The organism is Streptomyces sp. NBC_01077 (genome assembly GCF_045162855.1).
GTDB lineage: Bacteria > Actinomycetota > Actinomycetes > Streptomycetales > Streptomycetaceae > Streptomyces.
Genome location: NZ_CP108669.1, coordinates 3,928,508 through 3,953,289, shown reverse-complemented (window position 1 = coordinate 3,953,289; position 24,782 = coordinate 3,928,508). Strand labels below are relative to the sequence as shown.

General features: G+C 69.8%; 29 protein-coding genes, 1 tRNA gene and 2 riboswitches. Of the genes, 22 read left to right on the top strand and 8 right to left on the bottom strand.

All coding sequences use genetic code 11. The annotated features are described in order from the left end of the window. The first annotated feature begins 76 nt into the window (after positions 1 to 76). From clpS to OG462_RS17615, 10 genes are all read left to right on the top strand, one after another. Entirely contained in the window at positions 77 to 382 is a 306-nt protein-coding gene (clpS, locus tag OG462_RS17660) for an ATP-dependent Clp protease adapter ClpS (RefSeq protein ID WP_030222252.1), read from the top strand. Further along, entirely contained in the window at positions 382 to 963 is a 582-nt protein-coding gene (locus OG462_RS17655) for a DUF2017 domain-containing protein (protein ID WP_406058658.1), read from the top strand. The genes clpS and OG462_RS17655 overlap by 1 nt, the downstream gene beginning before the upstream one ends. 334 nt (positions 964 to 1,297) lie before the next feature. After that, positions 1,298 to 2,725: an amino acid permease gene (locus OG462_RS17650; protein ID WP_406058656.1), complete on the top strand. Its 1,428-nt coding sequence runs from the start codon at positions 1,298 to 1,300 to the stop codon at positions 2,723 to 2,725. A 123-nt stretch (positions 2,726 to 2,848) separates the two neighbouring features. Further along, the gene (locus OG462_RS17645) at positions 2,849 to 3,277 is read left to right on the top strand and encodes a Mov34/MPN/PAD-1 family protein (RefSeq protein ID WP_406058655.1); all 429 of its coding nucleotides are present in this window, start codon (positions 2,849 to 2,851) and stop codon (positions 3,275 to 3,277) included. 31 nt (positions 3,278 to 3,308) lie between these two features. After that, positions 3,309 to 3,382, top strand: a riboswitch (cobalamin riboswitch). A gap of 61 nt (positions 3,383 to 3,443) precedes the next feature. Beyond that, a complete protein-coding gene (locus OG462_RS17640; protein ID WP_406058653.1) occupies positions 3,444 to 4,415 on the top strand; it encodes an ABC transporter substrate-binding protein in 972 nt (323 codons plus the stop codon). Beyond that, complete coding sequence (locus tag OG462_RS17635) at positions 4,412 to 5,497, top strand: FecCD family ABC transporter permease (protein ID WP_406058651.1); 1,086 nt, start codon at positions 4,412 to 4,414, stop codon at positions 5,495 to 5,497. The genes OG462_RS17640 and OG462_RS17635 overlap by 4 nt, the downstream gene beginning before the upstream one ends. Before the next feature lie 46 nt (positions 5,498 to 5,543). Then, a complete protein-coding gene (locus tag OG462_RS17630; protein WP_406058649.1) occupies positions 5,544 to 6,329 on the top strand; it encodes an ABC transporter ATP-binding protein in 786 nt (261 codons plus the stop codon). Positions 6,330 to 6,373: 44 nt separating this feature from the next. After that, positions 6,374 to 6,490: a putative leader peptide gene (locus OG462_RS17625; protein WP_406058647.1), complete on the top strand. Its 117-nt coding sequence runs from the start codon at positions 6,374 to 6,376 to the stop codon at positions 6,488 to 6,490. Between the two features lie 92 nt (positions 6,491 to 6,582). Next, entirely contained in the window at positions 6,583 to 6,861 is a 279-nt protein-coding gene (locus OG462_RS17620; RefSeq protein ID WP_406058645.1) for a MoaD/ThiS family protein, read from the top strand. A 5-nt stretch (positions 6,862 to 6,866) separates the two neighbouring features. Then, positions 6,867 to 7,817: a PLP-dependent cysteine synthase family protein gene (locus OG462_RS17615; protein ID WP_266892318.1), complete on the top strand. Its 951-nt coding sequence runs from the start codon at positions 6,867 to 6,869 to the stop codon at positions 7,815 to 7,817. A gap of 156 nt (positions 7,818 to 7,973) precedes the next feature. Here OG462_RS17615 and OG462_RS17610 read toward each other — a convergent pair whose 3' ends face one another. Further along, a complete protein-coding gene (locus OG462_RS17610) occupies positions 7,974 to 8,459 on the bottom strand; it encodes a type II toxin-antitoxin system PemK/MazF family toxin (RefSeq protein WP_406058643.1) in 486 nt (161 codons plus the stop codon). A gap of 204 nt (positions 8,460 to 8,663) precedes the next feature. Here OG462_RS17610 and OG462_RS17605 point away from each other — a divergent pair, with 204 nt between their 5' ends. Continuing rightward, positions 8,664 to 9,416, top strand: coding sequence for an MBL fold metallo-hydrolase (locus tag OG462_RS17605; protein WP_406058641.1), 753 nt, complete (start codon positions 8,664 to 8,666; stop codon positions 9,414 to 9,416). Between the two features lie 71 nt (positions 9,417 to 9,487). Here the strand turns inward: OG462_RS17605 and OG462_RS17600 are convergent, their stop codons facing one another. Continuing rightward, on the bottom strand, positions 9,488 to 10,753 hold the full coding sequence (locus OG462_RS17600; protein ID WP_406058639.1) for a PTS transporter subunit EIIC: 1,266 nt from the start codon (positions 10,751 to 10,753) through the stop codon (positions 9,488 to 9,490). 288 nt (positions 10,754 to 11,041) lie between these two features. After that, a complete protein-coding gene (locus OG462_RS17595; protein WP_406058637.1) occupies positions 11,042 to 12,340 on the bottom strand; it encodes a PTS transporter subunit EIIC in 1,299 nt (432 codons plus the stop codon). 196 nt (positions 12,341 to 12,536) lie between these two features. Between OG462_RS17595 and OG462_RS17590 the strand changes: the two genes are divergently transcribed. The 4 genes from OG462_RS17590 (at position 12,537) to rdgB (ending at position 14,872) form a co-directional block, all read left to right on the top strand. Next, positions 12,537 to 12,809, top strand: a complete 273-nt coding sequence (locus tag OG462_RS17590) for a glucose PTS transporter subunit EIIB (protein ID WP_073914414.1) — start codon at positions 12,537 to 12,539, stop codon at positions 12,807 to 12,809. Between the two features lie 249 nt (positions 12,810 to 13,058). After that, positions 13,059 to 13,790, top strand: coding sequence for a ribonuclease PH (gene rph / locus OG462_RS17585; RefSeq protein WP_189503640.1), 732 nt, complete (start codon positions 13,059 to 13,061; stop codon positions 13,788 to 13,790). A 90-nt stretch (positions 13,791 to 13,880) separates the two neighbouring features. Further along, a complete protein-coding gene (locus OG462_RS17580) occupies positions 13,881 to 14,261 on the top strand; it encodes a hypothetical protein (protein WP_209495048.1) in 381 nt (126 codons plus the stop codon). Positions 14,262 to 14,269: 8 nt separating this feature from the next. After that, positions 14,270 to 14,872, top strand: a complete 603-nt coding sequence (rdgB, locus tag OG462_RS17575) for an RdgB/HAM1 family non-canonical purine NTP pyrophosphatase (RefSeq protein WP_406058634.1) — start codon at positions 14,270 to 14,272, stop codon at positions 14,870 to 14,872. 56 nt (positions 14,873 to 14,928) lie between these two features. On the opposite strand, the gene OG462_RS17570 is transcribed toward rdgB, so the two are convergent. The 4 genes from OG462_RS17570 to bcp form a co-directional block, all read right to left on the bottom strand. After that, positions 14,929 to 15,013 (bottom strand) — tRNA-Leu (locus tag OG462_RS17570). Positions 15,014 to 15,033: 20 nt separating this feature from the next. Then, on the bottom strand, positions 15,034 to 15,714 hold the full coding sequence (locus OG462_RS17565) for an HNH endonuclease (protein WP_406058632.1): 681 nt from the start codon (positions 15,712 to 15,714) through the stop codon (positions 15,034 to 15,036). After that, complete coding sequence (locus OG462_RS17560) at positions 15,711 to 16,352, bottom strand: HNH endonuclease (RefSeq protein WP_406058630.1); 642 nt, start codon at positions 16,350 to 16,352, stop codon at positions 15,711 to 15,713. The genes OG462_RS17565 and OG462_RS17560 overlap by 4 nt, the downstream gene beginning before the upstream one ends. 148 nt (positions 16,353 to 16,500) lie before the next feature. Beyond that, positions 16,501 to 16,968 (bottom strand): thioredoxin-dependent thiol peroxidase, encoded by a 468-nt coding sequence (gene bcp, locus OG462_RS17555; protein ID WP_406058628.1) that lies wholly within the window; start codon positions 16,966 to 16,968, stop codon positions 16,501 to 16,503. 125 nt (positions 16,969 to 17,093) lie between these two features. Between bcp and OG462_RS17550 the strand changes: the two genes are divergently transcribed. From OG462_RS17550 to OG462_RS17540, 3 genes are all read left to right on the top strand, one after another. Further along, positions 17,094 to 17,414: a DUF3618 domain-containing protein gene (locus OG462_RS17550; protein ID WP_406058626.1), complete on the top strand. Its 321-nt coding sequence runs from the start codon at positions 17,094 to 17,096 to the stop codon at positions 17,412 to 17,414. A gap of 46 nt (positions 17,415 to 17,460) precedes the next feature. Then, positions 17,461 to 17,799 (top strand): co-chaperone GroES, encoded by a 339-nt coding sequence (locus OG462_RS17545; protein ID WP_015033852.1) that lies wholly within the window; start codon positions 17,461 to 17,463, stop codon positions 17,797 to 17,799. Positions 17,800 to 17,845: 46 nt separating this feature from the next. Beyond that, positions 17,846 to 17,915: riboswitch (guanidine-III (ykkC-III) riboswitch) on the top strand. Between the two features lie 32 nt (positions 17,916 to 17,947). After that, positions 17,948 to 18,268, top strand: coding sequence for a multidrug efflux SMR transporter (locus OG462_RS17540; RefSeq protein WP_093800677.1), 321 nt, complete (start codon positions 17,948 to 17,950; stop codon positions 18,266 to 18,268). Here the strand turns inward: OG462_RS17540 and OG462_RS17535 are convergent. Continuing rightward, a complete protein-coding gene (locus OG462_RS17535; protein ID WP_406058624.1) occupies positions 18,262 to 20,538 on the bottom strand; it encodes a transglycosylase domain-containing protein in 2,277 nt (758 codons plus the stop codon). The genes OG462_RS17540 and OG462_RS17535 overlap by 7 nt on opposite strands. Positions 20,539 to 20,693: 155 nt before the next feature. Between OG462_RS17535 and OG462_RS17530 the strand changes: the two genes are divergently transcribed. Genes OG462_RS17530 through OG462_RS17515 form a run of 4 tightly spaced genes read left to right on the top strand, consistent with a single transcriptional unit; the run spans position 20,694 to position 24,669 of the window. Then, positions 20,694 to 21,494: an ABC transporter permease gene (locus tag OG462_RS17530; protein WP_406066581.1), complete on the top strand. Its 801-nt coding sequence runs from the start codon at positions 20,694 to 20,696 to the stop codon at positions 21,492 to 21,494. A 1-nt stretch (position 21,495) separates the two neighbouring features. Further along, positions 21,496 to 22,401 carry an ABC transporter permease gene (locus OG462_RS17525; RefSeq protein WP_406058622.1) on the top strand — a complete coding sequence of 302 codons (906 nt, stop codon included), beginning with the start codon at positions 21,496 to 21,498 and terminating at the stop codon, positions 22,399 to 22,401. A gap of 6 nt (positions 22,402 to 22,407) precedes the next feature. Beyond that, complete coding sequence (locus tag OG462_RS17520) at positions 22,408 to 23,388, top strand: ATP-binding cassette domain-containing protein (RefSeq protein ID WP_406058620.1); 981 nt, start codon at positions 22,408 to 22,410, stop codon at positions 23,386 to 23,388. A gap of 12 nt (positions 23,389 to 23,400) precedes the next feature. Then, positions 23,401 to 24,669 carry a DUF445 domain-containing protein gene (locus OG462_RS17515; protein ID WP_406058618.1) on the top strand — a complete coding sequence of 423 codons (1,269 nt, stop codon included), beginning with the start codon at positions 23,401 to 23,403 and terminating at the stop codon, positions 24,667 to 24,669. The last annotated feature ends 113 nt before the right edge of the window (positions 24,670 to 24,782 follow it).

Sequence of the window (24,782 nt, the reverse complement as noted above, 5' to 3'; positions counted from 1 at the left end):
GAGCGGGTAGCCCGTCTGCGCGGACAGGGGTGACCCGTTTGTGCGACGGGCCCTCCGGGGTGGCAGCATGGGGTGAGTGAGCGTCGCGCCTATTGAGATCGAACGTACGGAATCCGCCGAGGAGGTCTCCGCGGTCGTCGAACCGGACGTGCCCTGGGTGACCCTCGTGCACAACGATCCGGTCAACCTGATGAGCTACGTGACCTACGTCTTCCAGGCGTACTTCGGCTACTCCAAGGACAAGGCGCACAAGCTGATGCTCGACGTGCACCACAAGGGCCGCGCGGTGGTCTCCAGCGGCACCCGCGAGGAGATGGAGCGCGACGTGCAGGCCATGCACGGCTACGGCCTCTGGGCGACCCTCACCCAGGACCGCGGCTGATGGCCGGCCGCTTCGAGAACCTGCCCGGCGGCGGCGCGGCCGTCGCCCTCGACGACGTCGAGATCTCCATCCTCCGCTCCCTCGCCGTCCAGCTCCTGGAGCTGATCGGGCCGGGCGACGAGCCCGCCAAGGACGCCGACCCGCTGGCCGCGCTCTTCGCCGAGGGCCCCAGCAAGCCGCCGTCCGACCCCGCGCTCAAGCGCCTCTTCCCCGACGCGTACGGGGACGACAGCGAGGAGCTGCGGGCGGCCGCCTCCGATTTCCGCCGCTACACCGAGAACGACCTGCGGGCCCGCAAGCGCGAGGACGCCCTCCTCGTCGTGCGCGCCCTGGACGCGCTCTCCGCCGATGTGACGGACGAGGGCGGCGCCGTCCTGAAATTGACCCCGGACGAGTCCCGGGCCTGGCTCGGCGCGCTCAACGACCTCCGGCTGACCATCGGCACCCGTCTGGAGGTCACGGACGAGGAGGGTGAGCAGCTGTACCGGCTGCCGGACTCCGACCCGCGCAAGCCGATGGTGATGGCGTACCTCTGGCTGGGGGCGCTCCAGGAGTCCCTCGTCGAGACCCTGATGTCGTAACGGCACTTCCTCCGGACACCCTGCCGCGGCGGGGTGTTCGCTCAGCGGACGCTCAAATCCGGATAACGAATGCGTTATCAGAGCGTCCGCTTTGCCGTCTTGTACCCCTTTTGCCTGGCGATTTCTGTGGCGTGCGCCACACGTAACTCCCTCGATCACGTCCCACCCCGTGATAAATCTTCACGACCGCTCGGGGACGCCACCCCTGTTCCCGAGGGCGCTTTGGCCGGCTGACCGCCGGTAGCACTCCATCCACATCCGGGGGGATCAGGATCTGATCCGCGACAGACGCACTCGCAGTCGCGCGGATCAGCATGGAGAAAGGCGCACCACCATGACCTCTGTGCAGGTCGACAAGCAGCACGACGGCACCGACGGGGCCGTGGACGGCGGCGAGGGCTACCAGCGTGGCCTCGGCGCCCGGCAGATCCAGATGATCGCGATCGGCGGTGCCATCGGCACCGGCCTCTTCCTCGGCGCCGGCAAGGCCATCGCCAAGGCGGGACCCAGCCTGATCCTCGCGTACGCCATCGCGGGCCTGGTCATCTTCTTCATCATGCGCGCCCTCGGCGAGCTCCTCATGTACCGCCCCGTGTCCGGCTCCTTCGCGGAGTACGCACGCGAGTTCGTCGGCCCGTTCTGGGGCTTCGTGACCGGCTGGACGTACTGGCTCTTCTGGGTCGTCACCGGCATCACCGAAGTCACCGCGGCGGCCACCTATATGACGTACTGGTGGGACATCCCGCAGTGGATCTCCGCGCTGGTCTTCACGTTCGTCCTCTACGGCGCCAACCTGATCTCCGTGAAGCTCTTCGGTGAGCTGGAGTTCTGGTTCTCCATGGTCAAGGTCACCGCGATCATCGGCATGATCCTGATCTGCGCCGGCATCCTCACCATCGGCTTCTCCGACGCCGGCGACACCGCCTCCGTGACCCACCTGTGGGACCAGGGCGGCTTCTTCCCCACCGGCATCGGCAACACGCTGATGACCCTGCAGATCGTCATGTTCGCGTTCCTCGCCGTCGAGCTGGTCGGCGTCACCGCCGGCGAGTCCAAGGACCCGAAGACCGTCCTGCCCAAGGCCATCAACACCGTGCCGTGGCGCATCGCCGTCTTCTACGTCGGCGCGCTGATCATGATCCTGTCGGTCGTCCCGTGGACCGAGTTCCAGCCGGGCGTCTCCCCGTTCGTCGCCGCCTTCCAGAAGATGGGCCTCGGCGTCGGCGCCGCCATCGTCAACTTCGTGGTGCTGACCGCGGCCCTGTCCTCCTGCAACTCGGGCATGTACTCCACCGGCCGCATGCTGCGCGACCTCGCGCTCAACGGCCAGGGCCCGAAGGCCTTCACCAAGCTCACCAAGAGCGGCACCCCGCTGCTCGGCCTGACCTTCTCGGCCTCGCTGATGCTCGTCGGCGTCTGGATCAACTACGTCGCCCCGGGCAAGGCCTTCGAGTACGTCGTCTCCTTCGCCACCATCTCCGGCATGTGGGCCTGGATCATGATCCTGGTCTGCCAGATCCGCTACCGGGCCAAGGCCAACCGCGGTGAACTCCCCGAGTCGACCTTCAAGGCCCCGGGCGCCCCGTACACCAGCTGGTTCGCGCTCGCCTTCATCCTCATGGTCATCGTGATGATGGGCATCGACGAGGGCGCGCGGGTCTCGCTGTACGCCGCCCCGGTCTGGGGTCTGATCCTCGGTGTCTCCTACCTGGTCCTGAAGTCCCGCAACCCCGAGGGTGCCGCCTTCGCCAAGCGGTCCTGACAGGTTCCCGCGAGCGGTCGCCCCAGGTCGTCCCCAAGCGGCCCTGACCTCGACCGTCTCGGCATTCGGGCCGTTCCGTACCACTCCCCGGTACGGGACGGCCCGTCCGCATATCCTGTCGGCATGCTGACCATCACCCGGGCCCTGTACGACCAGATCGTGGAACACTCCCGCGCGGACCACCCCGACGAGGCCTGCGGCGTGGTCGCGGGTCCGGCCGGCACCGGCCGCCCCGAGCGGTTCGTCCCGATGCTCAACGCCGCCCGCTCGCCCACGTTCTACGAGTTCGACTCCGCGGACCTGCTCAAGCTCTACCGCGAGATGGACGACCGGGACGAGGAGCCCGTCATCGTCTACCACTCGCACACCGCGACCGAGGCCCACCCGTCCCGCACGGACATCTCGTACGCGAACGAGCCCCAGGCCCACTACGTCCTCGTCTCCACCGCCGACACCGACGGCGCGGGACCCTTCCAGTTCCGCTCCTTCACCATCGTCGAAGGCGTCGTGACCGAAGAGGAAGTCAAGGTCGTCGAGGCGTACGAGGCCTGACAGACTGGCGCGACACCCGGGCGGCAGGACCCAGGAAGCCGGTGCGAATCCGGCACGGTCCCGCCACTGTGACCAGCGCCTCCGGGCGCTGGGAGCCAGGAACTGACCTGCCGCCTCCCACCACCGATCGGGGACGTGGAAATCCCCGGAGGAGGCACGTTCCGCCATGTCCTGGCCCCGCCGTACCCTGCTGCCCGCCGCGGCCCTGCTCCCGCTGCTCGCCGCCTGCTCGGCCCCCGCGGCGGAGACCCCCGCCGCGAAGGCCGCCCCGGGATTCCCGTACACCGTCTCCAACTGCGGCGAGAAGACGACCTACACGAGCCCACCGAAGCGCGCGGTCACCATGAACCAGCACGTCACCGAGATCATGCTCGCCCTCGGCCTGGAGAAGTCGCTCGTCGGCACCGCCTACCTCGACGACGCGATCCTCCCCGCATACAAGAAGGCGTACGACTCCGTCCCCGTCCTCGCCAAGGAGTACCCCTCCAAGGAGGCCCTGCTCGCCGCGAACCCCGACTTCGTGTACGGCGGTTACTCCTCCGCCTTCGCGAGCAAGGACGGCCGCAGCCGCGACGACCTGAAGCAGGCGGGCATCCACACCCGCCTCAACACCGAGTACTGCCCGTCCGGTTCACCCTCCGTCGAGGACCTCTACCGCGAAGTCCGCGAGATCGGCCGGACGTTCGGCGTCCCCGACCGGTCCGAGACCTGGATCCGGGAGGCGCGGACCACCGTCGCCGCCACCGAGAAGCGACTCAAGGGCACCGCACCCGTCCCCGTCTTCGTCTACGACAGCGGCGACAAGACCGCGTTCACCGCAGGCGGGAAGGGCATCGGCAACGAGCTCATCACCCGCGCCGGCGGCCGGAACGTCTTCGCCGACCTCGACAAGGCCTTCGGCGACGCCACCTGGGAACAGGTCGTCGCCCGCAGGCCCGAGATCGTCGTCATCTACGACTACGGCTCCACCACCGTCGAACAGAAGAAGAAGCGCCTCCTCGACGACCCGGCCCTCAAGGACGTCCCCGCGATCAAGAACCGCCGGTTCGCCGTGCTGCCCCTCTCCGACACCGTCCTCGGCGTCCGCGTCCCCACCGCCGTCGACAAGCTGGCGGCCCAGCTCCACCCCGCCCGGTGACCACGGCCCTCCACGAGGCCGGGCCCCGGACCCCCGTCCGGGCCCCGGCCCCCGCGCACCCAGTCCGGTACGCCCTGGTCGTCGCCGGACTGATCCTCGCCCTGGCCGCCGCCGCGACCGCCTCGCTCGCCCTCGGCTCCGTCCGCATCCCGCCCGGCCAGGTCCTCGACGCCCTCACCGGGCGCGCCGGCCCCTCCCCGTACCGGACGATCGTCCTCGACGTACGGCTGCCCCGGGTCCTGCTCGGCGCGATCGTCGGCGCCGGACTCGCCGTCGTCGGCGCCGTCCTCCAGGCCCTCGTCCGCAACCGGCTCGCCGACCCCTTCCTCCTCGGGATCTCCTCCGGCGCCTCCGCCGGAGCCGTCCTCGTCCTGGTCGTGGGCGGGGGAGCGGGCCTCGTGGGCGGGGTGACGACCACCCTCGCCCTGCCCGCCGGCGCCTTCGCGGGCGCACTGCTCTCCCTCGTCCTCGTCTACGGGCTCGCGCGCCGCGGCGGCACACTGACCAGCACCCGGCTCGTCCTCGCCGGAGTCGCCGTCTCCTACATCCTGTCCGCCCTCGCCACCCTGCTCCTGGTCGTCGCCGGACGCCCCGAACAGTTCCAGGAGGCCATGCACTGGTCCCTCGGCGGCCTCGGCAGCGCCCGCTGGGACACCCTGGCCCTGCCCGCCGCCGTCCTCGCCCTCGGCGTCGGCGCCCTCCTCACCCTCGCCCGCCCGCTCGACCTGCTGCTCGTCGGCGAGGAGAGCGCCACCGTCCTCGGCCTGGACACCGCCCGCTTCCGGGCCGCCGTCTTCGTCCTCGCCTCCCTCGTCACCGCCGTCATGGTCGCCGCGAGCGGAGCCGTCGGCTTCGTCGGCCTGATGGCCCCGCACGCCGCCCGGCTCGCCGTCGGCGCCCCGCACCGCCGGCTCCTCCCCGTCGCCGCGCTCGGCGGAGCGCTCGCCCTGGTCCTCGCCGACCTCGCGGCCCGGACCGTCGCGGCGCCCCAGGACATCCCCGTCGGCATCCTCACCGCGCTCACCGGCGGCCCGTTCTTCCTCTGGCTGATGCGCCGCCGCCCGGAAGGGGCACCGCTGTGACCGAACTGCGCCTGCACGGCCGCCGCCGCCCGGAAGGGGCATTGCTGTGACCGAACTGCGCCTGCACGGCCTCTCGTACGAGAACCGGCTCCGCGCCGTCGACCTCACCGTCCACCCCGGCGAGACCGTCGGCCTCATCGGCCCCAACGGCAGCGGCAAGACCACCCTCCTGCGCTGCGTCTACGGCACCCTCGCCCCCACCGCCGGCCGGGCCCTCCTCGACGGCGACGACCTCCACACCCTCGGCCCCAAGGCCCGCGCCCGCCGCGTGGCCACCGTCCCCCAGGACAGCGCCGTCGAGTTCGAACTCACCGTCGGCGAACTCGTCGCCCTCGGCCGCTCCCCGCACAAACGGTTCTGGGAGGGCGACACCGGCGCCGACCGCGAGCGCGCCGAGGCCGCCCTCGCCCGCGTCGGCCTCGCGGACCTCGCCGACCGCCCGTACCCCACCCTCTCCGGCGGCGAACGCCAACGCGCCCTCGTCGCCCGCGCCCTCGTCCAGGACCCGGCCCTCCTCGTCCTCGACGAACCCACCAACCACCTGGACATCCGCTACCAGCTGGACACCCTCGCCCTCGTCCGCAGCCTGGGCACCACCAACCTGCTCGCGCTCCACGACCTCAACCTCGCGGGGGCGTACTGCGACCGGCTCTACGTCCTGGAGCGGGGGAGGCTCGTCACCGGCGGCACCCCCGCCGAGGTCCTCACCCCCGCCCTCCTCGCGGCCGTCTACGGGGTGGATGCCGAGGTCATCCCGCATCCGAGGACCGGCAGCCCCACCGTCCTCTACCAGCACCGTCCGTCAGGCGGGCGGGAATCATCCACCATGTGAGATCACATTCCGAAACCCGGACCGGGAATCGATACGATGAGCCCATGGTTTCCCACGACGTGAGCGAAGAGACTCCGAGCAGTGTGCTGCTCGTCGCGCGCCTGCACGTCGACCTGTGCCGCCTCGCCAGCGCGATCTGTTCGACCCGCGCTGCGCTCTGAGCGACCGGCCGAGCGCACTTACGTACGACCCCCCTCCGCGCGGGGGCCCCAGCAGCGCGCCCATCACGCCACTTCCGACAGGAGCCCACGCCATGGCCATCGAGGTCCGCATCCCGACCATCCTCCGCACCTACACCGACGGCGAGAAGGCCGTCGAGGGCAGCGGCGGCACCCTCGCCGAGCTCTTCGCCGACCTGGAGTCCCGCCACACCGGGATCGAGGCCCGCATCGTCGACGACGGCAAGCTCCGCCGCTTCGTCAACGTCTACCTCAACGACGAGGACGTCCGCTTCCTCGACGGCATCGACACCAAGCTCACCGACGGCGACAACGTCACGATCCTGCCGGCCGTCGCCGGTGGCATGGTCTGATCCACATGCGCTACGACTCCTCGCTGGCGGCGGTCGGCAACACGCCGCTCGTCCGCCTCCCCCGGCTCTCGCCCTCGGACGACGTCCGCATCTGGGCGAAGCTGGAGGACCGCAACCCGACCGGCTCGGTCAAGGACCGCCCCGCGCTCCACATGGTCGAGCAGGCGGAGAAGGACGGCCGCCTCACCCCCGGCTGCACCATCCTGGAGCCGACCAGCGGCAACACCGGCATCTCCCTCGCCATGGCCGCCAAGCTCAAGGGCTACCGCATCGTCTGCGTCATGCCCGAGAACACCAGCGAGGAGCGCCGCCAACTGCTCGCCATGTGGGGCGCGGAGATCATCTCGTCCCCCGCGGCGGGCGGATCGAACACAGCGGTACGCGTCGCCAAGGAACTCGCCGCCGAGAACCCGTCCTGGGTGATGCTCTACCAGTACGGGAACCCCGACAACGCGGGCGCCCACTACGCCACCACCGGCCCCGAGATCCTCGCCGACCTGCCCTCCATCACCCACTTCGTGGCCGGCCTCGGCACCACCGGCACCCTCATGGGCGTCGGCCGCTACCTGCGCGAGCACAAGCCCGACGTCAAGATCGTCGCCGCCGAGCCGCGCTACGACGACCTCGTCTACGGCCTCCGGAACCTCGACGAGGGCTTTGTGCCGGAGCTGTACGACGCCTCCGTCCTCACCACCCGCTTCTCCGTCGGCTCCGCCGACGCCGTCACCCGCACCCGCGAACTCCTCCAGCAGGAGGGCATCTTCGCGGGCGTCTCCACGGGCGCGGCACTGCACGCCGCCATCGGCGTCGGCAACAAGGCGGTGAAGGCGGGCGAGAGCGCGGACATCGCCTTCGTCGTCGCCGACGGCGGCTGGAAGTACCTGTCGACCGGCCTCTACACGGCGGCGACCACGGAAGAGGCGATCGCAGCGGTCCAGGGCCAGCTCTGGGCTTAGCCCCCCAGCCCTCCCGCCCCCCGCCCCCGCGTTGTGGGCAATCGTCCGCCAGGGGCGGGACGGGTGGGCACAACGGACGGCGCCCCTTGCCGGGCCTGGGCTCCCAGCGCCTGGACCCGCACCAGCAGGCCCCGCAGCCCGAAGGCCCGCAGCCCGCTAACGCGCCAGATGGCGGACCTGGTCCCACACGACCGGGTCCGCCGTTCCCACCTTCCGCCGGAAGTCCCCCACGGGAACCTCCCGCAGCTCGTCCGTCTCCAGGAAGCTCGGCCGCCCCTGCGCGTCACCCACCGCACCCGGCGGCAGCGCGATCACACCCGGCCGCTCGTCGTGGTACTTACTGGTGATCTTGGCGACGAGCACGCTGTTCCCCCGTACGGACAGCACCAGACAGGGCCGGTCCTTCGACCCGGGCCCGTCCTCGAAGGGCACGTCCGCCCACCAGATCTCCGTCGGCTTCGGCAGCCGCGCCGGGACCTTCGGCCGAGAAGGACCGCGCGGGGGACGGGAGGGCGGGCGCGTCCGCCCCGAGGGCCCACGGCCCGACGGCTTCCGCTTCGACCGCTTCCACCCGTCGGCGAGCGCCACGACCAGCGCGATCACCACGACCGCGACCAGCGCGGGCCACCACGACGTGTCCATACCTCAAGACGGTACCGGCGCGCGGCTCACTCCGCCGCAACGGCCCGCCATCCATCCGAACCGGTGACAGAGCCCGTGAGTTCGCCCACAACGGGCCACCGCAAAGGAGCGACAGGCCCTGGTGCGCCTTACGCTCGACAGACCGCACAGCCTCCCCCCTTCCTCAGCGCGCTTTCCGTATCCGTCCACGGAGGTTCACGCTCCATGAAGCTCACCGTCGTCGGCTGCTCCGGGTCGTTCCCGTCCGCGGAATCGGCCTGTTCGAGCTACCTCGTCGAGGCCGACGGCTTCCGGCTGCTCCTCGACATGGGCAACGGCGCCCTGGGCGAGCTGCAGCGACACATCGGTCTGTACGACCTCGACGCGATCTTCCTCAGTCACCTGCACGCCGACCACTGCATCGACATGTGCGGGTACTTCGTCGCCCGCTACTACCGGCACGAGGGCGGACGCTGCGACGCGATCCCCGTCTACGCCCCGGAGGGCGCCGAGCAGCGCCTGACCACGGCGTACGCGGACACCCCGTCCCCCACCTCGATGAGCGAGGTCTTCGACTTCCGCACCCTGAAGTCGGGCGCCTTCGAGATCGGCCCGTTCTCCGTCCGTACGGAGAAGGTGTGCCACCCCGTCGAGGCGTACGGCATCCGGGTCGAGCACAACGGCCGCTCGCTCACGTACTCCGGGGACACCGGGGTCTGCGAGTCGCTGCACAAGCTCGCCGAGGGCAGCGACCTCTTCCTCTGCGAGGCCTCCTTCACCCACGGCAAGGAGGACATCCCGGCCCTCCACCTCAACGGCCGCGAGGCGGGCGCGGAGGCGACCCGCTCGTCGGTGGGCCGACTCGTCCTGACCCACATCCCGCCGTGGACGGACGGCGAACAGAACCTGGCGGACGCGCGCCAGGTGTACTCGGGCCCGTCGGAACTGGCGAGGCCGGGCGCGGTCTACGAGATCTGAGCCTCGCACGGACAACGGGAAGGGCCCCGGAACCGTACGGTTCCGGGGCCCTTCTTGATGCGGGGCGAGGCTCACGCCTTGGTGAGGTCCTCGATCTCCTCCTCGGGCTCGCGACCCGGGGTGGCGAGGTTGAACTTGGTGATCGCGAAGCGGAAGACCACGTAGTAGATCGCCGCGAAGACCAGGCCGATCGGGATGATCAGCCAGGGCTTGGAGGCGTACGTCCAGTTCAGGAAGTAGTCCAGCGCACCGGCGGAGAAGGTGAAGCCGTGGTGCACGCCGAGGGCCGAGGTGATGACCATCGAGGCGGCGGTGAGGACCGCGTGGATCACGTACAGCAGCGGCGCGAGGAACATGAACGCGAACTCGATGGGCTCGGTGATACCCGTGACGAAGGAGGTCAGGGCGAGCGAGAACATCATGCCGCCGACCACCTTGCGGCGCTCGGGGCGAGCGGCGTGGGTGATCGCCAGGGCGACGGCCGGCAGGGCGAACATCATGATCGGGAAGAAGCCCGACATGAACTGGCCGGCGGACGGGTCACCGTGGAAGAAGCGGGGCAGGTCGCCGTGCCAGACGGCGCCGGTGGAGTCGGTGAAGGTGCCGATCTCCTGCCAGGCGACGGTGTTCACGAACTGGTGCATGCCGACCGGGAGCAGACCGCGGTTGATGGCGCCGAAGATGCCGGAGCCGAGGGCGCCGAGGCTGGTCATCCAGTTGCCGAAGTCGGTGATGACGTTGCCGACGGGCTCCCAGAGGAGACCGAAGAGAACACCCATGATGGTGCCGACGAAGGCCATGAGGATCGGGACGAGACGGCGGCCGTTGAAGAAGCCGAGCCAGTCGACCAGCTTGGTGCGGTGGAACCGCTGCCAGACGACGGCGCCGAGCAGACCCATGATGATGCCGCCGAAGACCTTGGGGTCGTTGTACGTCGCAGCGACGTCGACACCCTTGTTCGCGGTCGTGTTGATGACGGCCTCGCTGACCGGGAACGCCTTCAGGACGCTCGAGTACACGAGGAATCCGACGAGGGCGGCGAGAGCGGTGGAGCCGTCGGCCTTCTTGGCGAAGCCGATCGCGATGCCGACGCAGAACAGCAGGGGCATGTTCTGGAAGACCGCGTCGCCGGCAGAGGCGAAGACCGTGGCGACCTTGCCCCAGCCGAGGCCTTCGGCGCCGAACACGTCGGGCTGGCCGAGACGGAGCAAGATACCCGCGGCCGGCAGAACGGCGATCGGCAGCTGCAGGCTGCGACCGACCTTCTGCAGGCCCTGGAACAGGCCGGATCCGCGCTTCTTCGCGGGAGCGGCGGCCTGGGCGGTGGCCGTACTCATCAACTTCCTCCAGTAAGGCAAGGCGCCGCCAGAGGACAGTGAAAAGGGGGGACGGCGACGTCTCGTGGAACGCGGTGGTCTGGACCGCGTGGTCTACACCAATGAGTGGTGTAGACCAGTTGTAGCACGTGAGACTTAGATAAGGAACCTGCGAATTTTGTGTGCTCAGCCATAGCTGGAAATGCACGACATAAGGCCCCCGGACCGTCAGGTCCAGGGGCCTTTTTCGAGCCTTACGAGGGGGGCGAAAGCCCCGTATCGGTCAGGCCGCGGAGGGTGCTCACGGGGTCACTTGACGTTCTCCCGCTCCATCGCGTCCCCGACCTCGTCCGGCTCGCGGCCGGGCGTCTGGAGGTTGAACTTGGTGATCGCGAACCTGAAGATCGCGTAGTAGACGACCGCGAAGGCGAGACCGATCGGAATGATCAGCCACGGCTTCGTCGCGAGGCCCCAGTTGATCACGTAGTCGATCAGACCCGCCGAGAAGCTGAAACCGTCCTTCACGCCGAACGCCCAGGTCACGGCCATCGACACACCCGTGAGCACGGCGTGGATCGCGAAGAGCAGCGGGGCGATGAAGAGGAACGAGTACTCGATCGGCTCGGTGATGCCGGTGACGAACGAGGTCAGCGCGACCGACAGCATCATGCCGCCGACCTCCTTGCGCCGGTGCGGCTTGGCGCAGTGGGTGATCGCCAGCGCGGCCGCCGGAAGCGCGAACATCATGATCGGGAAGAAGCCCGTCAGGAACTGGCCGGCGTTCGGGTCGCCCGCGAGGAACATGGGGATGTCGCCATGGACCGTCGTGCCGTCCGGCTTCTCGTACGTGCCGAACTGGAACCAGATCGGCACGTTCAGGAACTGGTGCAGGCCGATGACGAGCAGCGCCCGGTTCGCCAGGCCGAAGATGCCCGAACCCCACGAGCCGAGTCCGACCAGCCAGTCGCTGAAGTTCTCCAGACCTTGACCGATCGGTGGCCAGACCCACAGGCACAGCGAGGCGAACGCGATCGCCACGAACGTCATGATGATCGGGACCAGGCGGCGGCCGTTGAAGAAGCCCAGCCAGTCGACCAGCTTCGTCCGGTGGTACCGCTGCCACAGGTACGCGGTGAGCAGGCCCATGACGATGCCGCCGAAGACCCCCGGGTTCTGGTACGTGTAGGCGGCGTAGACGTCCCCGGGGGCCAGGCAGGCGCCCCCGATGTCCTTCGTGCCCGAGGGGCAGTCCTTGGGGAACTGACGGAGGACCGTGTAGTAGACGAGGAAGCCGACGACGGCCGCGAGCGCGGTCGAGCCGTCGGACTTCTTCGCCATGCCGATGGCGACGCCGACGCAGAAGAGCAGCGGAAGGCCGAGGTTGCCGTCGAGGAGCGCGCCACCGGCGCCCGCCATCACCGCGGCGACCTTGTCCCAGCCGAGACCCTCCGCGCCGAAGACGTCCGGCTGGCCGAGCCGGTTGATGATGCCCGCGGCCGGCAGCACGGCGATGGGGAGCTGAAGGCTGCGCCCCATCTTCTGCAGCCCCTGGAAGAGCCCGCCCCACAGGGACTTCTGCGGCCGCGCCGCGGCGCTGTCCGTACTCATCGGCGACCTCCCTGCCCGGAACGATCCGGGTCCGCGTCTCGTTGCACACTGGTGTAGACCAGTTGCGATAGGCTCCGGGAGCCCGCTGAGGACAGGCCGCCGGTGATCGTCATCATTCGACAGAACGGCGGCACTCGCTCGCGAAGTTGGGCCAACCGTGAGTTACCGTGACAAAGCGGACCACAGGTGCGCCGAGATTCGCGTTCGCGCGAACGGAACGGACAGGGAGAAACACATGGCCAGCAAGGCTGAGAAGATCGTCGCCGGCCTCGGCGGCATCGAGAACATCGAAGAGGTCGAAGGCTGCATCACCCGCCTGCGCACCGAGGTCGTGGACCCGTCCAAGGTCGACGAGGCCGCCCTCAAGGCCGCCGGCGCCCACGGCGTCGTCAAGATGGGCACCGCGATCCAGGTCGTCATCGGCACCGACGCCGACCCGATCGCCGCCGACATCGAAGACATGATGTAAGCAGCCGCATCAGCTGAAGGGCCCGTTCCGGCAGGGGAACGGGCCCTTCGTCATGCCCGGCTCCGCCACGGAAACGGGCCCCTCCCCACGACGGAAGCGAGCCCCTTCCCGCGACGGGAGCGAGCCCCTTCCCGCGACGGGAGCGAGCCCCTTCCTGCGACGGGAGCGGAGCCCCTCCCCACCCGACGGAAACAGGCCCCATCCCGTGACGGGAACGGCCCCTTCCCCGTATCCCGCTAGGCTCGTCCCATGTCTCGTATCGACGGCCGTACCCCCGAACAGCTCCGCCCCGTCACCATCGAACGCGGATGGAGCAAGCACGCCGAGGGCTCCGTCCTCATCTCCTTCGGCGACACCAAGGTCTTCTGCACCGCCTCCGTCACCGAAGGCGTCCCGCGCTGGCGCAAGGGCAGCGGCGAAGGCTGGGTCACCGGCGAGTACTCCATGCTCCCGCGCGCCACCAACACCCGCGGCGACCGCGAATCCGTCCGAGGCAAGATCGGCGGCCGCACCCACGAGATCTCCCGACTCATCGGCCGCTCCCTGCGCGCCGTCATCGACTACAAGGCCCTCGGCGAGAACACCATCGTCCTCGACTGCGACGTCCTCCAGGCCGACGGCGGCACCCGCACCGCCGCCATCACCGGCGCGTACGTCGCCCTCGCCGACGCCGTCGCCTGGGCCCAGGGCAAGAAGCTCGTCAAGGCCGGCCGCAAGCCCCTCACCGGCACCGTCGGCGCCGTCTCCGTCGGCATCGTCGACGGCGTCCCCCTCCTCGACCTCTGCTACGAGGAGGACGTCCGCGCCGACACCGACATGAACGTCGTCTGCACCGGCGACGGCCGCTTCGTCGAGGTCCAGGGCACCGCCGAGGCCGAGCCCTTCGACCGCAAGGAGCTCAACGCGCTCCTCGACCTCGCGTCCGGCGGCTGCGCCGAACTCGCCGAGATCCAGCGCAAGGCCCTCGAAGGAACCCTCTGACACCTGGCTGCGTCCTGACGGGCGGGCGTACGGATAAGCTCCGTGCGCCCGTCCGTCGTTCGTCTGTACGTATCTGGGGGAGGACCCGCCTTGAAGCGCCGTCTCGCACTCGCCGTGGCCACGGCCGCCGCACTCACCACCGTCCTGAGCGGCTGCGGAGCCCTCGACAAAGCAATGGACTGCGTCAAGACCGCCGACGCGATAGCCACCTCGGTGAGCAACCTCCAGCAGGCGGTCTCCAACGCGTCGAACGACGCCACACAGATCGAGGAGTCCCTCAACTCCATCTCCACGGAGCTGGGCAACCTCAAGAACACCACCGACAACGCCGACCTCTCCAAGGCGGTCGACGACCTCACCAAGGGCGTCGACACCGTGCGCACCGCCGTCAAGAACGGCGACACCACGCCGGACATCACCCCGGTCACCGACGCGGCCACCGAGATCGGCAAGGTCTGCACCCCGGGATAATCGGTGACATGACCCGTCTGATCCTCGCCACCCGCAACCCGGGAAAGATCACCGAACTCCACGCGATCCTCGCCGACGCAGGTCTCGACCTGGAACTCGTCGGCGCGGACGCGTACCCGGAGATCCCCGACGTCAAGGAAACCGGCGTCACCTTCGCCGAGAACGCCCTCCTCAAGGCCCACGCCCTGGCCCAGGCCACCGGCCTGCCGGCCGTCGCCGACGACTCCGGCCTCTGCGTCGACGTCCTGAACGGCGCGCCCGGCATCTTCTCCGCCCGCTGGGCGGGCACCCACGGAGACGACCGCGCCAACCTGAACCTGCTCCTGGCCCAGCTGTCCGACATCGCGGACGAACACCGCGGCGCCCACTTCGCCTGCGCGGCGGCCCTCGCCCTCCCGGACGGCACGGAACGAGTGGTCGAAGGCCGCATGGAGGGCACCCTCCGCCACGCGCCGGTGGGCACGAACGGCTTCGGCTACGACCCGATCCTCCAGCCGGCGGGCCACGAGATCACCTGCGCGGAACTGACCCCGGCGGAGAAGAACGCGATCAGCCACCGAGGCAAGGCCTTCAGGGCGCTGGTACCGGTGGTACGGGAGCTGCTGGGCTGAGGTCCACATGCGAACGCCCTGCGAATCGATCCTTCGATTCGCAGGGCCGTTTTTCGTGCGGCCGGAGGGATTCGAACCCTCACGGGATTTCTCCCACGGGCTTCTAAGGCCCGCGCGTGCTGCCTATTTCGCCACGGCCGCTTGCATAGCCATGGTAGCGGTCACCTTGCGCCCGTTGGAGAGGTACTTCGACGTCCTCCCCGGCACCAGGTGTCGGTGGTCGCATGGCAGTTGGGGCACAGCAGCCTCAGGTTCTCGCGCCGGTCGTCGCGCCAGTCCCCGTTGATGTGATCGACCTCCAGAGTCATCGGCTTACCGAGCCATTCGGGACCGGCACCGCATTCGGAGCACTCCTCGGGCACGCCCACCTCACAGAGCGCCCGCCGGAGCAGGCGTGTTCTGGTCCGGTACTTGCCGTCGTGCCGGAGCAGAATCTCCTCCGCCTGCTTGAACGGAGTAGGGCCCTGCTTTCCACGTTGGTGCGCCTGGCCCAGGAAATGGGACGTGTTCAGCCCGTCCTCCGCAGTCCATTGGCGGAACAGTGAACGCATCTGTCCGGTGTCCGGCAGACCAAGGGCGCGCAGGGTTCCGGCGATGGAGACTGCGGCTCCGACCGCGCTCTGCAAGTCAGCCGGGGTAGGGCGTGTTGACGGCCCGCTACGCCGTCGCCGGTGCGGAAAGCGCGAGATGTCGATGCCGTAGTGGGCGAAGCGCTTCAGGAGGTAACGGCGGAGCTTGACGTGCGGCGGGGTGCCGAAGAAGTCCATGACCTCGTCGATGTCCGTGCACTGCGCCGCCGCCTCAGTCAGCCGCTCGCGTGTGTACCGCGTGCCACTCGTCATCGGGCACGTCCCTTGCCCCGGCCCCGATATGTGTCCGTGGTCGAGTGACAGTTGGGACAGAGGAACCGCAGGTTCTCGATCCGGTTGTTGCGCCAGTCTCCGTCGATGTGGTCGACCTCCAGCGGGAGGGGGCGACCGCGCCAGACGGCCTCGTTACCGCACATGGCGCACTGCTTGTGCACCCCGGACGCAGTCATCGCCCACGTAACCCGGTCGCTCGGGACGCGGCGGGGGTGCGGGCCGTCCTGCTGGACAAGTACATCCCCGGGAGTCCGGCGCCTCCGGGTCTCGCCACGCCGGGAGGGCGCACGGAAGTGCGAGGTATCAATGCCGTACGCCTTGATCCGTCGGCTGATGTGGGTGTGCTGCCCGCCGACGACCTCCACCCCGAGCTGCCGCAGCACCTCGCACATGTTCGTCGAGGCGGCCACGGCCTGCGCCAGGACTTCACGGGTCCACCGTGTCCCCTCCTGCTCGAAGTGCGAGATGTCCACCCCGAGCTTCCGCATCCGCTCCCGCACGTATCGTCGCGTCGAGCTCTTCGGATCCACCCCCAGCCGCTCCAGCGCCTCCGTCAGCGTCCGCGCTCCCCGCGCCGCCTCGTCGAGCCGTTCTTTCGTGTACGCGCTCGTCCCCATCGGACCCCCTCCGCTCCGGCCACCCGTTCGCAGCCTCGCACGGAGTAACGAGCCGAATATCGGACAGTCACGTCATAACGCGTACGGAATGCGGAACGGCCCGCACCGCCCTTTCGGGGGTGCGGGCCGTCCAGGGGGAGGCCAGGGCTCAGACGCCCAGGTCCCTGATGATCTTGGCTACGTGGCCCGTGGCCTTCACGTTGTAGAAGGCGTGTTCCACGTTGCCGTCCTCGTCGACGACGATCGTCGAGCGGATCACGCCCGTCACCGTCTTGCCGTACAGCTTCTTCTCGCCGAAGGCGCCGTACGCCTCCAGGGTCTCCTTCGACGGGTCTCCGACCAGCGTGACCTTCAGGTTCTCCTTCTCGCGGAACTTCGCCAGCTTCTCCGGCTTGTCCGGGGAGACGCCGATGACGTCGTACCCGGCCGCCGCCAGTACGTCCAGGTTGTCCGTGAAGTCGCAGGCCTGCTTCGTGCAGCCGGGGGTCAGCGCGGCCGGGTAGAAGTAGACGATGACCTTGCGGCCCTTGTGGTCCGCGAGGGAGACCTCGTTGCCGTCCGCGTCGGGCAGGGTGAAGGCGGGGGCGGTGTCGCCGGGCTGCAGTCGCTCGCTCATGGCTGGCTCTCCTCGGGATGGTTCGCGTACGCATTCAGAGCCTAATGGGGGTCGGGGAGAGCCCGATGGTGATGGAGCTGACAGACTGTCCACAACGACCGGATCACGACTACGGAGGCAGCGCGGTGTCGGAGGCCAGGACCCCTGCGCAGATCGAGGCGGACATCGTCCGCCGGCGCGAGCAGCTCGCCGTCACTCTCGACGAGATCGGCATTCGGGTGCACCCGAAGACGATCATCGGGGACGCGAAGGCCAAGGTCGCCTCGACGGTCGACCAGACCGCCGGACGGGCCTTCGTCGCCGTCAACCGCGTCGTCTCGGACGTGAAGGCACGATTCACCCATGAGGACGGCGCCCCCCGCCTGGAGCGCGTGGTGCCGGCGGCGCTCGTGGCGGTCGCGGTCATCGGGCTGCTTGCCGCGTCCTCCCGCAGGCACAAGGGATGACCCCTCCCTGCCGCGGGTGGCGCACCCGGGCGGGTAGGTTCACTCCGTGAGCGAGAACACGCACGACAAGCTGCCCATCCGGATGCTCCACGACCGGGTCCTGGTCCGCACCGACTCCCCGGAGGGGGAGCGGCGTTCCGGCGGCGGCATCCTGATTCCGGCGACCGCAGCCGTCGGTCGTCGTCTTGCCTGGGCCGAGGTGGTCGCGGTCGGCCAGAACGTCCGTACGGTCGAGATCGGTGACCGGGTGCTGTACGACCCCGAGGACCGCGCCGAGGTCGAGGTGCGGGGTGTCGCGTACGTCCTGATGCGGGAGCGCGATCTGCACGCGGTGGCCGCGGACCGGTTCCAGGGGACGACGGATTCGACCGGGCTCTATCTGTAGCAGTGCTTGGCGAAGGCCCTGGTGACCACTGTCACCAGGGCCTTCCGCCGTTTTTTGCTAGCCTGGAGACACCCGACGAGACGCGCCGTACCGGGATTCCGACAAGACGACGCACCCTGTTGTTCCGTCTCGCGGAGGTGTTGTCGTCATGGCCTGGGTTCTTCTTGTCGTCGCGGGTCTGCTGGAAGTCGGCTGGTCGATCGGGATGAAGTACACCGACGGTTTCACGCGGCTCTGGCCGAGCGTGTTCACGGGTGCCGGGATCGTCGCTTCGATGGTGTTGCTGTCGCATGCCGCCAAGACGCTGCCGATCGGTACGGCGTACGGCGTGTGGGTCGGGATCGGCGCGGCCGGTGCGGCGGTGCTCGGCATGGTGGTGCTCGGTGAGCCGGCGACCGCCGCCCGGATCTTCTTCGTCTGTCTGCTGCTGGTCGCCGTGGTGGGTCTGAAGGCGACCTCGGGTCACTGACCGGGTGTGCTGAGAGGCGGCCGGGGGCTGCGTGACGCCGCTCCCGGTCCCGCCCCGGCGCCCGCTCCTGCGCCGGCTCCCGGGCCTGCCCCCGCTCCCGGGCCTGCCCCGGCTCCCGCTCCCGGTCCCGCCTCGCCCAGTTCGTACGACTCCTCAGGGGCAACAGAGGCATCAGAGGCATCGGGGGCAACAGAGGCATCCGGGGTATCGGGGACCGGCGGGATCGGCGGCAGCTCCTCCGCCCCCGGCATCACCTGGAGCTCGAAGTCCCGCGGTGCCGTTCCCGCCAGCGCCTCCCGGGTGAACTGTGCCCAGATCTCGGCGGGTGCCCCGCCCCCGTTCATCCGGGGCAGTCCCAGGGCTCCGTACATCGGTTCCTGCCGGCCCGACTCGGGGTCCTGGCCCATCAGGGCGACGACCGTGGCGAGTTCCGGGGTGTATCCGGCGAACCAGGCGGCTTTGTCGTCCTCCGCCGTGCCCGTCTTGCCGGCGGCCGGGCGTCCGGCGGCAAGCGCGGCCGTTCCCGAGCCCGTCTCGACGACGCTCCGCAGGATGGACGTGGTGGTGTCGGCGGCCTCCCGGCTCACCGCCTGCCGGCTCTCGGAGGCCGGTACGGCCACCTCCTGGCCGTCCCTGCTGACGCGTTCGACGAGGGAGTACGTGCCGTGCCGGCCGTGCGCGGCGAGGGTCGCGTACGCCGTGGCCATGTCCAGGACGCTGGCCGTGGCGGGGCCGAGCGCGATGGAGGGGGAGGCGGTGAGGTCGGGGGTGGAGTCGGGCAGTCCGAGGGCGATGGCGGTGCGTCGCACGTGCCCGGGGCCGACGTCGACGGCCATCTGCGCGTACACGGCGTTCACCGAGAGGTCGGTGGCGGCGCCGACGGGGATCTCGCCGTAGCTCTCGTCGTCCTCGTTGGCGGGGTCGTACGGGTTGCCGTTCCAGCCCTCGACCGGGCGCCGGTTGCTTCCGTCGTACACGGTGTACGGGGTGATCGGTTCGCCCTGTTGGGTCTGTGCCCCGCTCTGGACGGCGGCGGTGAAGACGAAGGGTTTGAAAGTGGAGCCGACCTGGTAGTCGCGGCGGGTGGCGTTGTTGACGTACTGCTGGGTGTAGTCGACGCCGCCGTACAGGGCGAGGACCTTGCCGTCGGCCGGGTCGACGGCCGCCGCGCCGACCCGTACGTACCGGTCGGCGGGGGCGCTCGCCGGGTCGAGCCGGGACATGACACGCTCCTCGACGGCCTGGACGAGCGCGTCCTGCTTGGCGGGTTCGAGGGTGGTGGTGATGCGGAAGCCGCCGCCGGCGAGGGTCTTCTCGTCGACGATCCCGTGCCCGGTCAGGTACTCCTCGACGGCCTGGACGAGGTAGCCGCGCTGTCCGGAGAGGCCGGTCGCGGGGCGGGCGGTCTGGGGGGCGGGGAAGCGGGCGGCTGCGCGGTCGGCGCGGGTGAGCCAGCCTTCGGTGACCATGCCGTCGAGGACGTAGTTCCAGCGGGCGACGGCCTTGGCGCGGTTCTCGGGGTGGGTGGTGACGTCGTAGGCGCTGGGGGCCTTGAGGAGGGAGGCGAGGTAGGCGCCCTCGGCGGTGTCGAGGCGTTCGACGTCCTTGCCGTAGTAGGCGCGGGCGGCGGCCTGGAGCCCGTACGCGTTGCGTCCGAAGTAGCTGGTGTTCAGGTAGCCCTGGAGGATCTCCTCCTTGCTCTTCTCGCGGCCGAGCTTGATCGCGATGAAGAACTCCTTCGCCTTGCGGGTGAGGGTCTGCTCCTGGCCGAGGTAGTAGTTCTTGACGTACTGCTGGGTGATGGTGGAGCCGGACTGGCGGCCCTTGCCGGTGACGGTGTTCCAGGATGCGCGGACCATCGCCTTGGGGTCGACGGCGCGCGAGGTGTGGAAGTCGCGGTCCTCGGCGGCGAGGACGGCCTGCCGGACGGTGAGGGGGACGCGGGCGAGCCGGACGTTCTCGCGGTTGACCTCGCCGTCGCGGGCGAGCGTGCTGCCGTCCCGGTAGAGGTAGACGTTGGACTGGGCGAGGGCGGCGGTGTTGGCGGGCGGGATCTCCACCAGGAGGTAGCCGGCGACGAAGGCGCCGGCGAGCAGCAGGGTGCCGAGGAGCAGGAGCCCGAAGAGGGTGCGCAGGACGCGGCGGGGACGGCGGCGCTTCGGCGCGGGGGGTGGGGGTGTGGCGAGGGTGGGGTCCCTCGGTTCCCAGCCCGGTGTGCGGCGGGCTGGCCGGGGGGCGTCGGAGTCGCTCGTACCGGAGGAAGGGGGCATGGCAACCCATATTGCCCCTAAGGCGATGAAACTCCTGAATGCGACCCGAAGGTGACGGAAAATCCGGTCGCGGGTCGCGGGCTCACCTCGCTAGGGTCGTGCGCTTCGGTGTTTTTCCGTGCTTTGCGGCGGGCGTACGGGGAGGGAGCGGCATGCTGCGGCTGTACGCGACGGTGGCCGCGGGTGGCTTCCGGCGCCATGCCACCTATCGGGTGGCGACGGCGGCGGGGGTGTTCACGAACTCCGTCTTCGGCTTCATCCTGTCGTACACGTACATCGCCCTCTGGGACGAACGCCCGCAGCTCGGCGGCTACTCGATGGACGACGCGCTCGCGTACGTCTGGATCGGGCAGGCGCTGATCACGGTCTGCGGGATGATGGGCGGCGGCTTCGAGGACGAGCTGATCGAGCGGATCAGGACCGGGGACATCGCGGTCGACCTCTACCGCCCCGCCGACCTCCAGACCTGGTGGTTCTCGGCCAACCTGGGCAGGTCCGCCTACCAGTTGATCGGCCGCGGGGTCGTCCCGATGGCGGTCGGCTGGCTGGCCTTCCGTTTCACGCTGCCGGCCGGGCCGGGGTCCTGGCTCGCCTTCCTGGTGGCCGTGGCGCTGGGCTCCATGGTCGGTTTCGCGATCTGGTACCTGGTGGCGATGAGCGCGTTCTGGCTGCTCGACGGCCAGGGCGTGGTGCAGGTGGCCTGGCTGGGCGGCCTGTTCTTCTCGGGGATGCTGCTCCCGCTGAACGTCTTCCCGGGCGCGCTCGGCGAGGTCGCGCGGGTGCTGCCGTGGGCGTCGCTGCTCCAGGTGCCGGCCGATGTGTACCTGGGGAAGTACGAGGGCTGGGGGCTTGCCGGGGCGTACGCCTTCCAGGGCTGCTGGGCGCTGGTGCTCCTCGGCACGGGACGGGCGGTGCAGGCGGCGGCGACGCGGAAGGTGGTGGTGCAGGGTGGGTGAGGTGACGCGGACGCGCGTTGGGTCCGGAGGTGCGTACGGGCAGGGTCCGGGTCCGCGGCCGGGTTCCGCATATGGTCCGGATCCGGGTCCCGCTCCCGGCTTTCTGAGTGACTCCTGGCGGACGTACCGCATGGTGGCGGGCATGTGGATCCGCTCCACGATGACGTACCGGGCGTCCTTCGCGCTCACGCTCGTCACGAGCTTCTGCGTCACCTTCTTCGACTTCGTCGTCATCCTCCTGATGTTCGGTCAGGTGGAGGGCCTGGGCGGCTTCGCGTTCGCGGAGGTCGCTCTCCTGTACGGGACGGCGGGCACGGCGTTCGGGATCGCGGATCTGACGATGGGTTCGCTGCAGCGGATGGGGAAGCGGGTCAGGGACGGCTCGCTCGACATGTTCCTGATGCGCCCGGCGCCGCTGCTGGCGCAGGTGGCGGCGGACAAGTTCGCGCTGCGGCGGTTCGGCCGTGTGCTCCAGGGGTTGTTCGTCCTGGTGTGGAGCCTGTGCCTGCTGGACGTGGCGTGGACACCGGTGAAGCTGGTGCTCCTGCCGGTGACAGTGGTGTCCGGGGCGGTGATCTTCGCCGCGGTGATGGTGCTCGGCGCGTCGACGCTCTTCTGGATGCAGGACGCGGCGGAGGTGACGAACTCCTTCACCTACGGCGGGAACACCCTCCTCGGATACCCGCCGACGATCTTCGCGCAGGACCTGGTGAAGGGTGTCGTGTACGTCGTACCGCTGGCGTTCGTGAACTGGCTGCCCGCGCTGTACGTCCTCGGCCGGCCGGCTCCGGCGGGGGTGCCGGAGTGGGCGGCGTTCGCGTCGCCGCTGGTGGCGGCGGTGTGCTGCGGGGTGGCGGGGCTGGCGTGGCGGGCCGGAATCCGCTCGTACCGATCGACAGGAAGCTGAACGGACATGCCCTTCATCGAACTGGAGAAACTGGAGAAGGTCTTCACGGTCCGCCGGAGGGCGGGCCTCCTCCGCCGCGAGAGGAGGGAGGTCCGGGCGGTCGACGGCATCAGCTTCACCGTGGAGCGCGGGGAGATGGTCGGTTACATCGGCCCGAACGGCGCGGGGAAGTCGACGACGATCAAGATGCTGACCGGCATCCTCACCCCCACCGGCGGCCGGCTGAGGGTCGCGGGCATCGATCCCTCGCGCGAGCGCACCCGCCTGGCGCAACGGATAGGAGTGGTCTTCGGCCAGCGGACGACGCTCTGGTGGGACCTGCCGCTGAAGGACTCGTACCGGCTGATGCACCGGATGTACCGGATCCCCGACGCCCGCTACCGGGAGAACCTCGGCCGGTGCGTGGAGCTCCTGGAGCTGGGGGAGCTGCTCGACGTGCCGGTACGCCAGCTGTCCCTCGGGCAGCGGATGCGCGGGGACATCGCGGCGGCGCTGCTGCACGACCCGGAGGTCCTGTACCTGGACGAGCCGACGATCGGCCTGGACGTCGTGTCGAAGGCGAGGGTGAGGGAGTTCCTGAGCGACCTGAACACCACACAGGGCACCACCGTCCTCCTGACCACCCACGACCTCACGGACATCGAGCAACTCTGCTCGCGGGTGATGGTCATCGACCACGGACGCCTGATGTACGACGGGGAGCTGGGAGGCCTGCACGCGGTGGGCGAGAGCGAACGCCTCCTGATGGTGGACCTGGAGCGCGAACTGCCGCCGATCACCGACGTGCCGGGAGCCCGCTTCGTACGGTCGGAGGGCCCCCGCCAGTGGCTGGCCTTCCCGGCCACGACCTCGGCGGCCCCGCTGGTGGCGGCGGTGGCGGCGAAGTACCCCCTTCTCGACCTCTCGGTGCGGGAACCCGACATCGAGACGGTGATCGCGAAGATGTACGGGGGAACTCGGGAAGAGCGCCGGGAGTCCCTGATGTAGGAGGTCAGGCCCATGGTGAGTTTTTCGTACACGGCGGCGGACGAGGAGAAGAGCAGAGGCGTCCGCCGCATGAAGTCGCTGGCGACGGCGCTGCTGCTCGCCGTGGCGGTGATCTACGCCTTGGCGACCTGGGCGCGGAACGCGGGCTGGGGGCCCTGGACGGCCTATGTCGCGGCGGCGGCGGAGGCGGGCATGGTGGGCGCGCTCGCGGACTGGTTCGCTGTGACGGCCTTGTTCCGCCGCCCACTCGGCCTGCCGATCCCGCACACGGCGATCATCCCGACGAAGAAGGACCAGCTGGGTGCGTCGCTGGGCCAGTTCGTGGGCGAGAACTTCCTGTCGGCGGACGTCGTACGGGGCAGGCTGGCGGCCCTGGGCATCGGGAGCCGTCTGGGCGGGTGGCTGGCGAACCCGGCGCACGCGGACCGCGTGACGGCGGAACTCTCCACAGCACTCCGAGGCGCGCTCACCGTCCTCCGCGACTCCGACGTCCAGGCGGTCGTGGGGGAGGCGATCACCCGGCGGGCGGAGGCGGCGGAGATCGCGCCGGGCCTCGGCAAGACCCTGGAGAAGATCGTCGCCGACGGGGCCCACCACCGGGCCGTCGACCTGGTGTGCACCCGGGCCCACGACTGGCTGGTCACCCACGGCGAGTCGGTGATGGACGCGGTCCAGGGCGGCGCACCCGGCTGGACCCCCCGCTTCGTGGACAAGCGCATCGGCGAACGCGTCTACAAGGAACTCCTCCGCTTCGTGACGGAGATGCGGGACATGCCGGGGCACCCGGCGCGCGGGGCGATCGACCGCTTCCTGACCGACTTCGCGGCCGACCTGCAGGCGGACACGGACACCCGGGCCCGCATCGAACGCCTGAAGTCGGACCTCCTGGCCCGCCCGGAGGTCCAGGACATCATCGCCTCGGCCTGGTCCTCGGTCCGCAACCTGATCATCGCGGCGGCGGAGGACGACCGCAGCCAACTCCGCCTCCGCGCCCGCGCCTCCCTGATCTCCCTGGGCAACCGCCTGTCGACGGACGCCCGCCTCCAGTCGAAGGTGGAGGGCTGGGCGGAGGACGCGGCGGCCTACGTGGTCACGACGTACCGCACGGAGATCACGTCCCTGATCACGGACACGGTGGCCGGCTGGGACGCCACGCAGACCTCGAAGAAGATCGAGGCGAACATCGGCCGCGACCTCCAGTTCATCCGCATCAACGGCACGGTGGTGGGCGCCTTGGCGGGCCTGCTGATCTATACGGTGAGCCATGGGGTGGGGGGCTGAGGGGGGGAGTATCCGCCCCCGGCGGGGTCAGCGCCGGCCGGCCAGATGTCTGGGCTCAGCCCTGGTCGCGGGTGCGAGGTCGGCCCTAGGCGGAGGACTAGGACGTTTTCTTT

Excerpts from the sequence above, each read along its gene's own strand:
- OG462_RS17595 (WP_406058637.1), bottom strand. The coding sequence starts at position 12,340 with ATGAGTACGGACAGCGCCGCGGCGCGGCCGCAGAAGTCCCTGTGGGGC.
- OG462_RS17640 (WP_406058653.1), top strand. The coding sequence starts at position 3,444 with ATGTCCTGGCCCCGCCGTACCCTGCTGCCCGCCGCGGCCCTGCTCCCG.
- OG462_RS17520 (WP_406058620.1), top strand. The coding sequence starts at position 22,408 with ATGCCCTTCATCGAACTGGAGAAACTGGAGAAGGTCTTCACGGTCCGC.
- OG462_RS17655 (WP_406058658.1), top strand. The coding sequence starts at position 382 with ATGGCCGGCCGCTTCGAGAACCTGCCCGGCGGCGGCGCGGCCGTCGCC.
- OG462_RS17650 (WP_406058656.1), top strand. The coding sequence starts at position 1,298 with ATGACCTCTGTGCAGGTCGACAAGCAGCACGACGGCACCGACGGGGCC.
- OG462_RS17540 (WP_093800677.1), top strand. The coding sequence starts at position 17,948 with ATGGCCTGGGTTCTTCTTGTCGTCGCGGGTCTGCTGGAAGTCGGCTGG.
- OG462_RS17620 (WP_406058645.1), top strand. The coding sequence starts at position 6,583 with ATGGCCATCGAGGTCCGCATCCCGACCATCCTCCGCACCTACACCGAC.
- OG462_RS17565 (WP_406058632.1), bottom strand. The coding sequence starts at position 15,714 with ATGACGAGTGGCACGCGGTACACACGCGAGCGGCTGACTGAGGCGGCG.
- OG462_RS17615 (WP_266892318.1), top strand. The coding sequence starts at position 6,867 with ATGCGCTACGACTCCTCGCTGGCGGCGGTCGGCAACACGCCGCTCGTC.
- OG462_RS17560 (WP_406058630.1), bottom strand. The coding sequence starts at position 16,352 with ATGGGGACGAGCGCGTACACGAAAGAACGGCTCGACGAGGCGGCGCGG.
- rdgB (WP_406058634.1), top strand. The coding sequence starts at position 14,270 with ATGACCCGTCTGATCCTCGCCACCCGCAACCCGGGAAAGATCACCGAA.
- OG462_RS17600 (WP_406058639.1), bottom strand. The coding sequence starts at position 10,753 with ATGAGTACGGCCACCGCCCAGGCCGCCGCTCCCGCGAAGAAGCGCGGA.
- OG462_RS17605 (WP_406058641.1), top strand. The coding sequence starts at position 8,664 with ATGAAGCTCACCGTCGTCGGCTGCTCCGGGTCGTTCCCGTCCGCGGAA.
- rph (WP_189503640.1), top strand. The coding sequence starts at position 13,059 with ATGTCTCGTATCGACGGCCGTACCCCCGAACAGCTCCGCCCCGTCACC.
- OG462_RS17515 (WP_406058618.1), top strand. The coding sequence starts at position 23,401 with ATGGTGAGTTTTTCGTACACGGCGGCGGACGAGGAGAAGAGCAGAGGC.
- OG462_RS17645 (WP_406058655.1), top strand. The coding sequence starts at position 2,849 with ATGCTGACCATCACCCGGGCCCTGTACGACCAGATCGTGGAACACTCC.
- OG462_RS17535 (WP_406058624.1), bottom strand. The coding sequence starts at position 20,538 with ATGCCCCCTTCCTCCGGTACGAGCGACTCCGACGCCCCCCGGCCAGCC.
- OG462_RS17625 (WP_406058647.1), top strand. The coding sequence starts at position 6,374 with ATGGTTTCCCACGACGTGAGCGAAGAGACTCCGAGCAGTGTGCTGCTC.
- bcp (WP_406058628.1), bottom strand. The coding sequence starts at position 16,968 with ATGAGCGAGCGACTGCAGCCCGGCGACACCGCCCCCGCCTTCACCCTG.
- OG462_RS17610 (WP_406058643.1), bottom strand. The coding sequence starts at position 8,459 with ATGGACACGTCGTGGTGGCCCGCGCTGGTCGCGGTCGTGGTGATCGCG.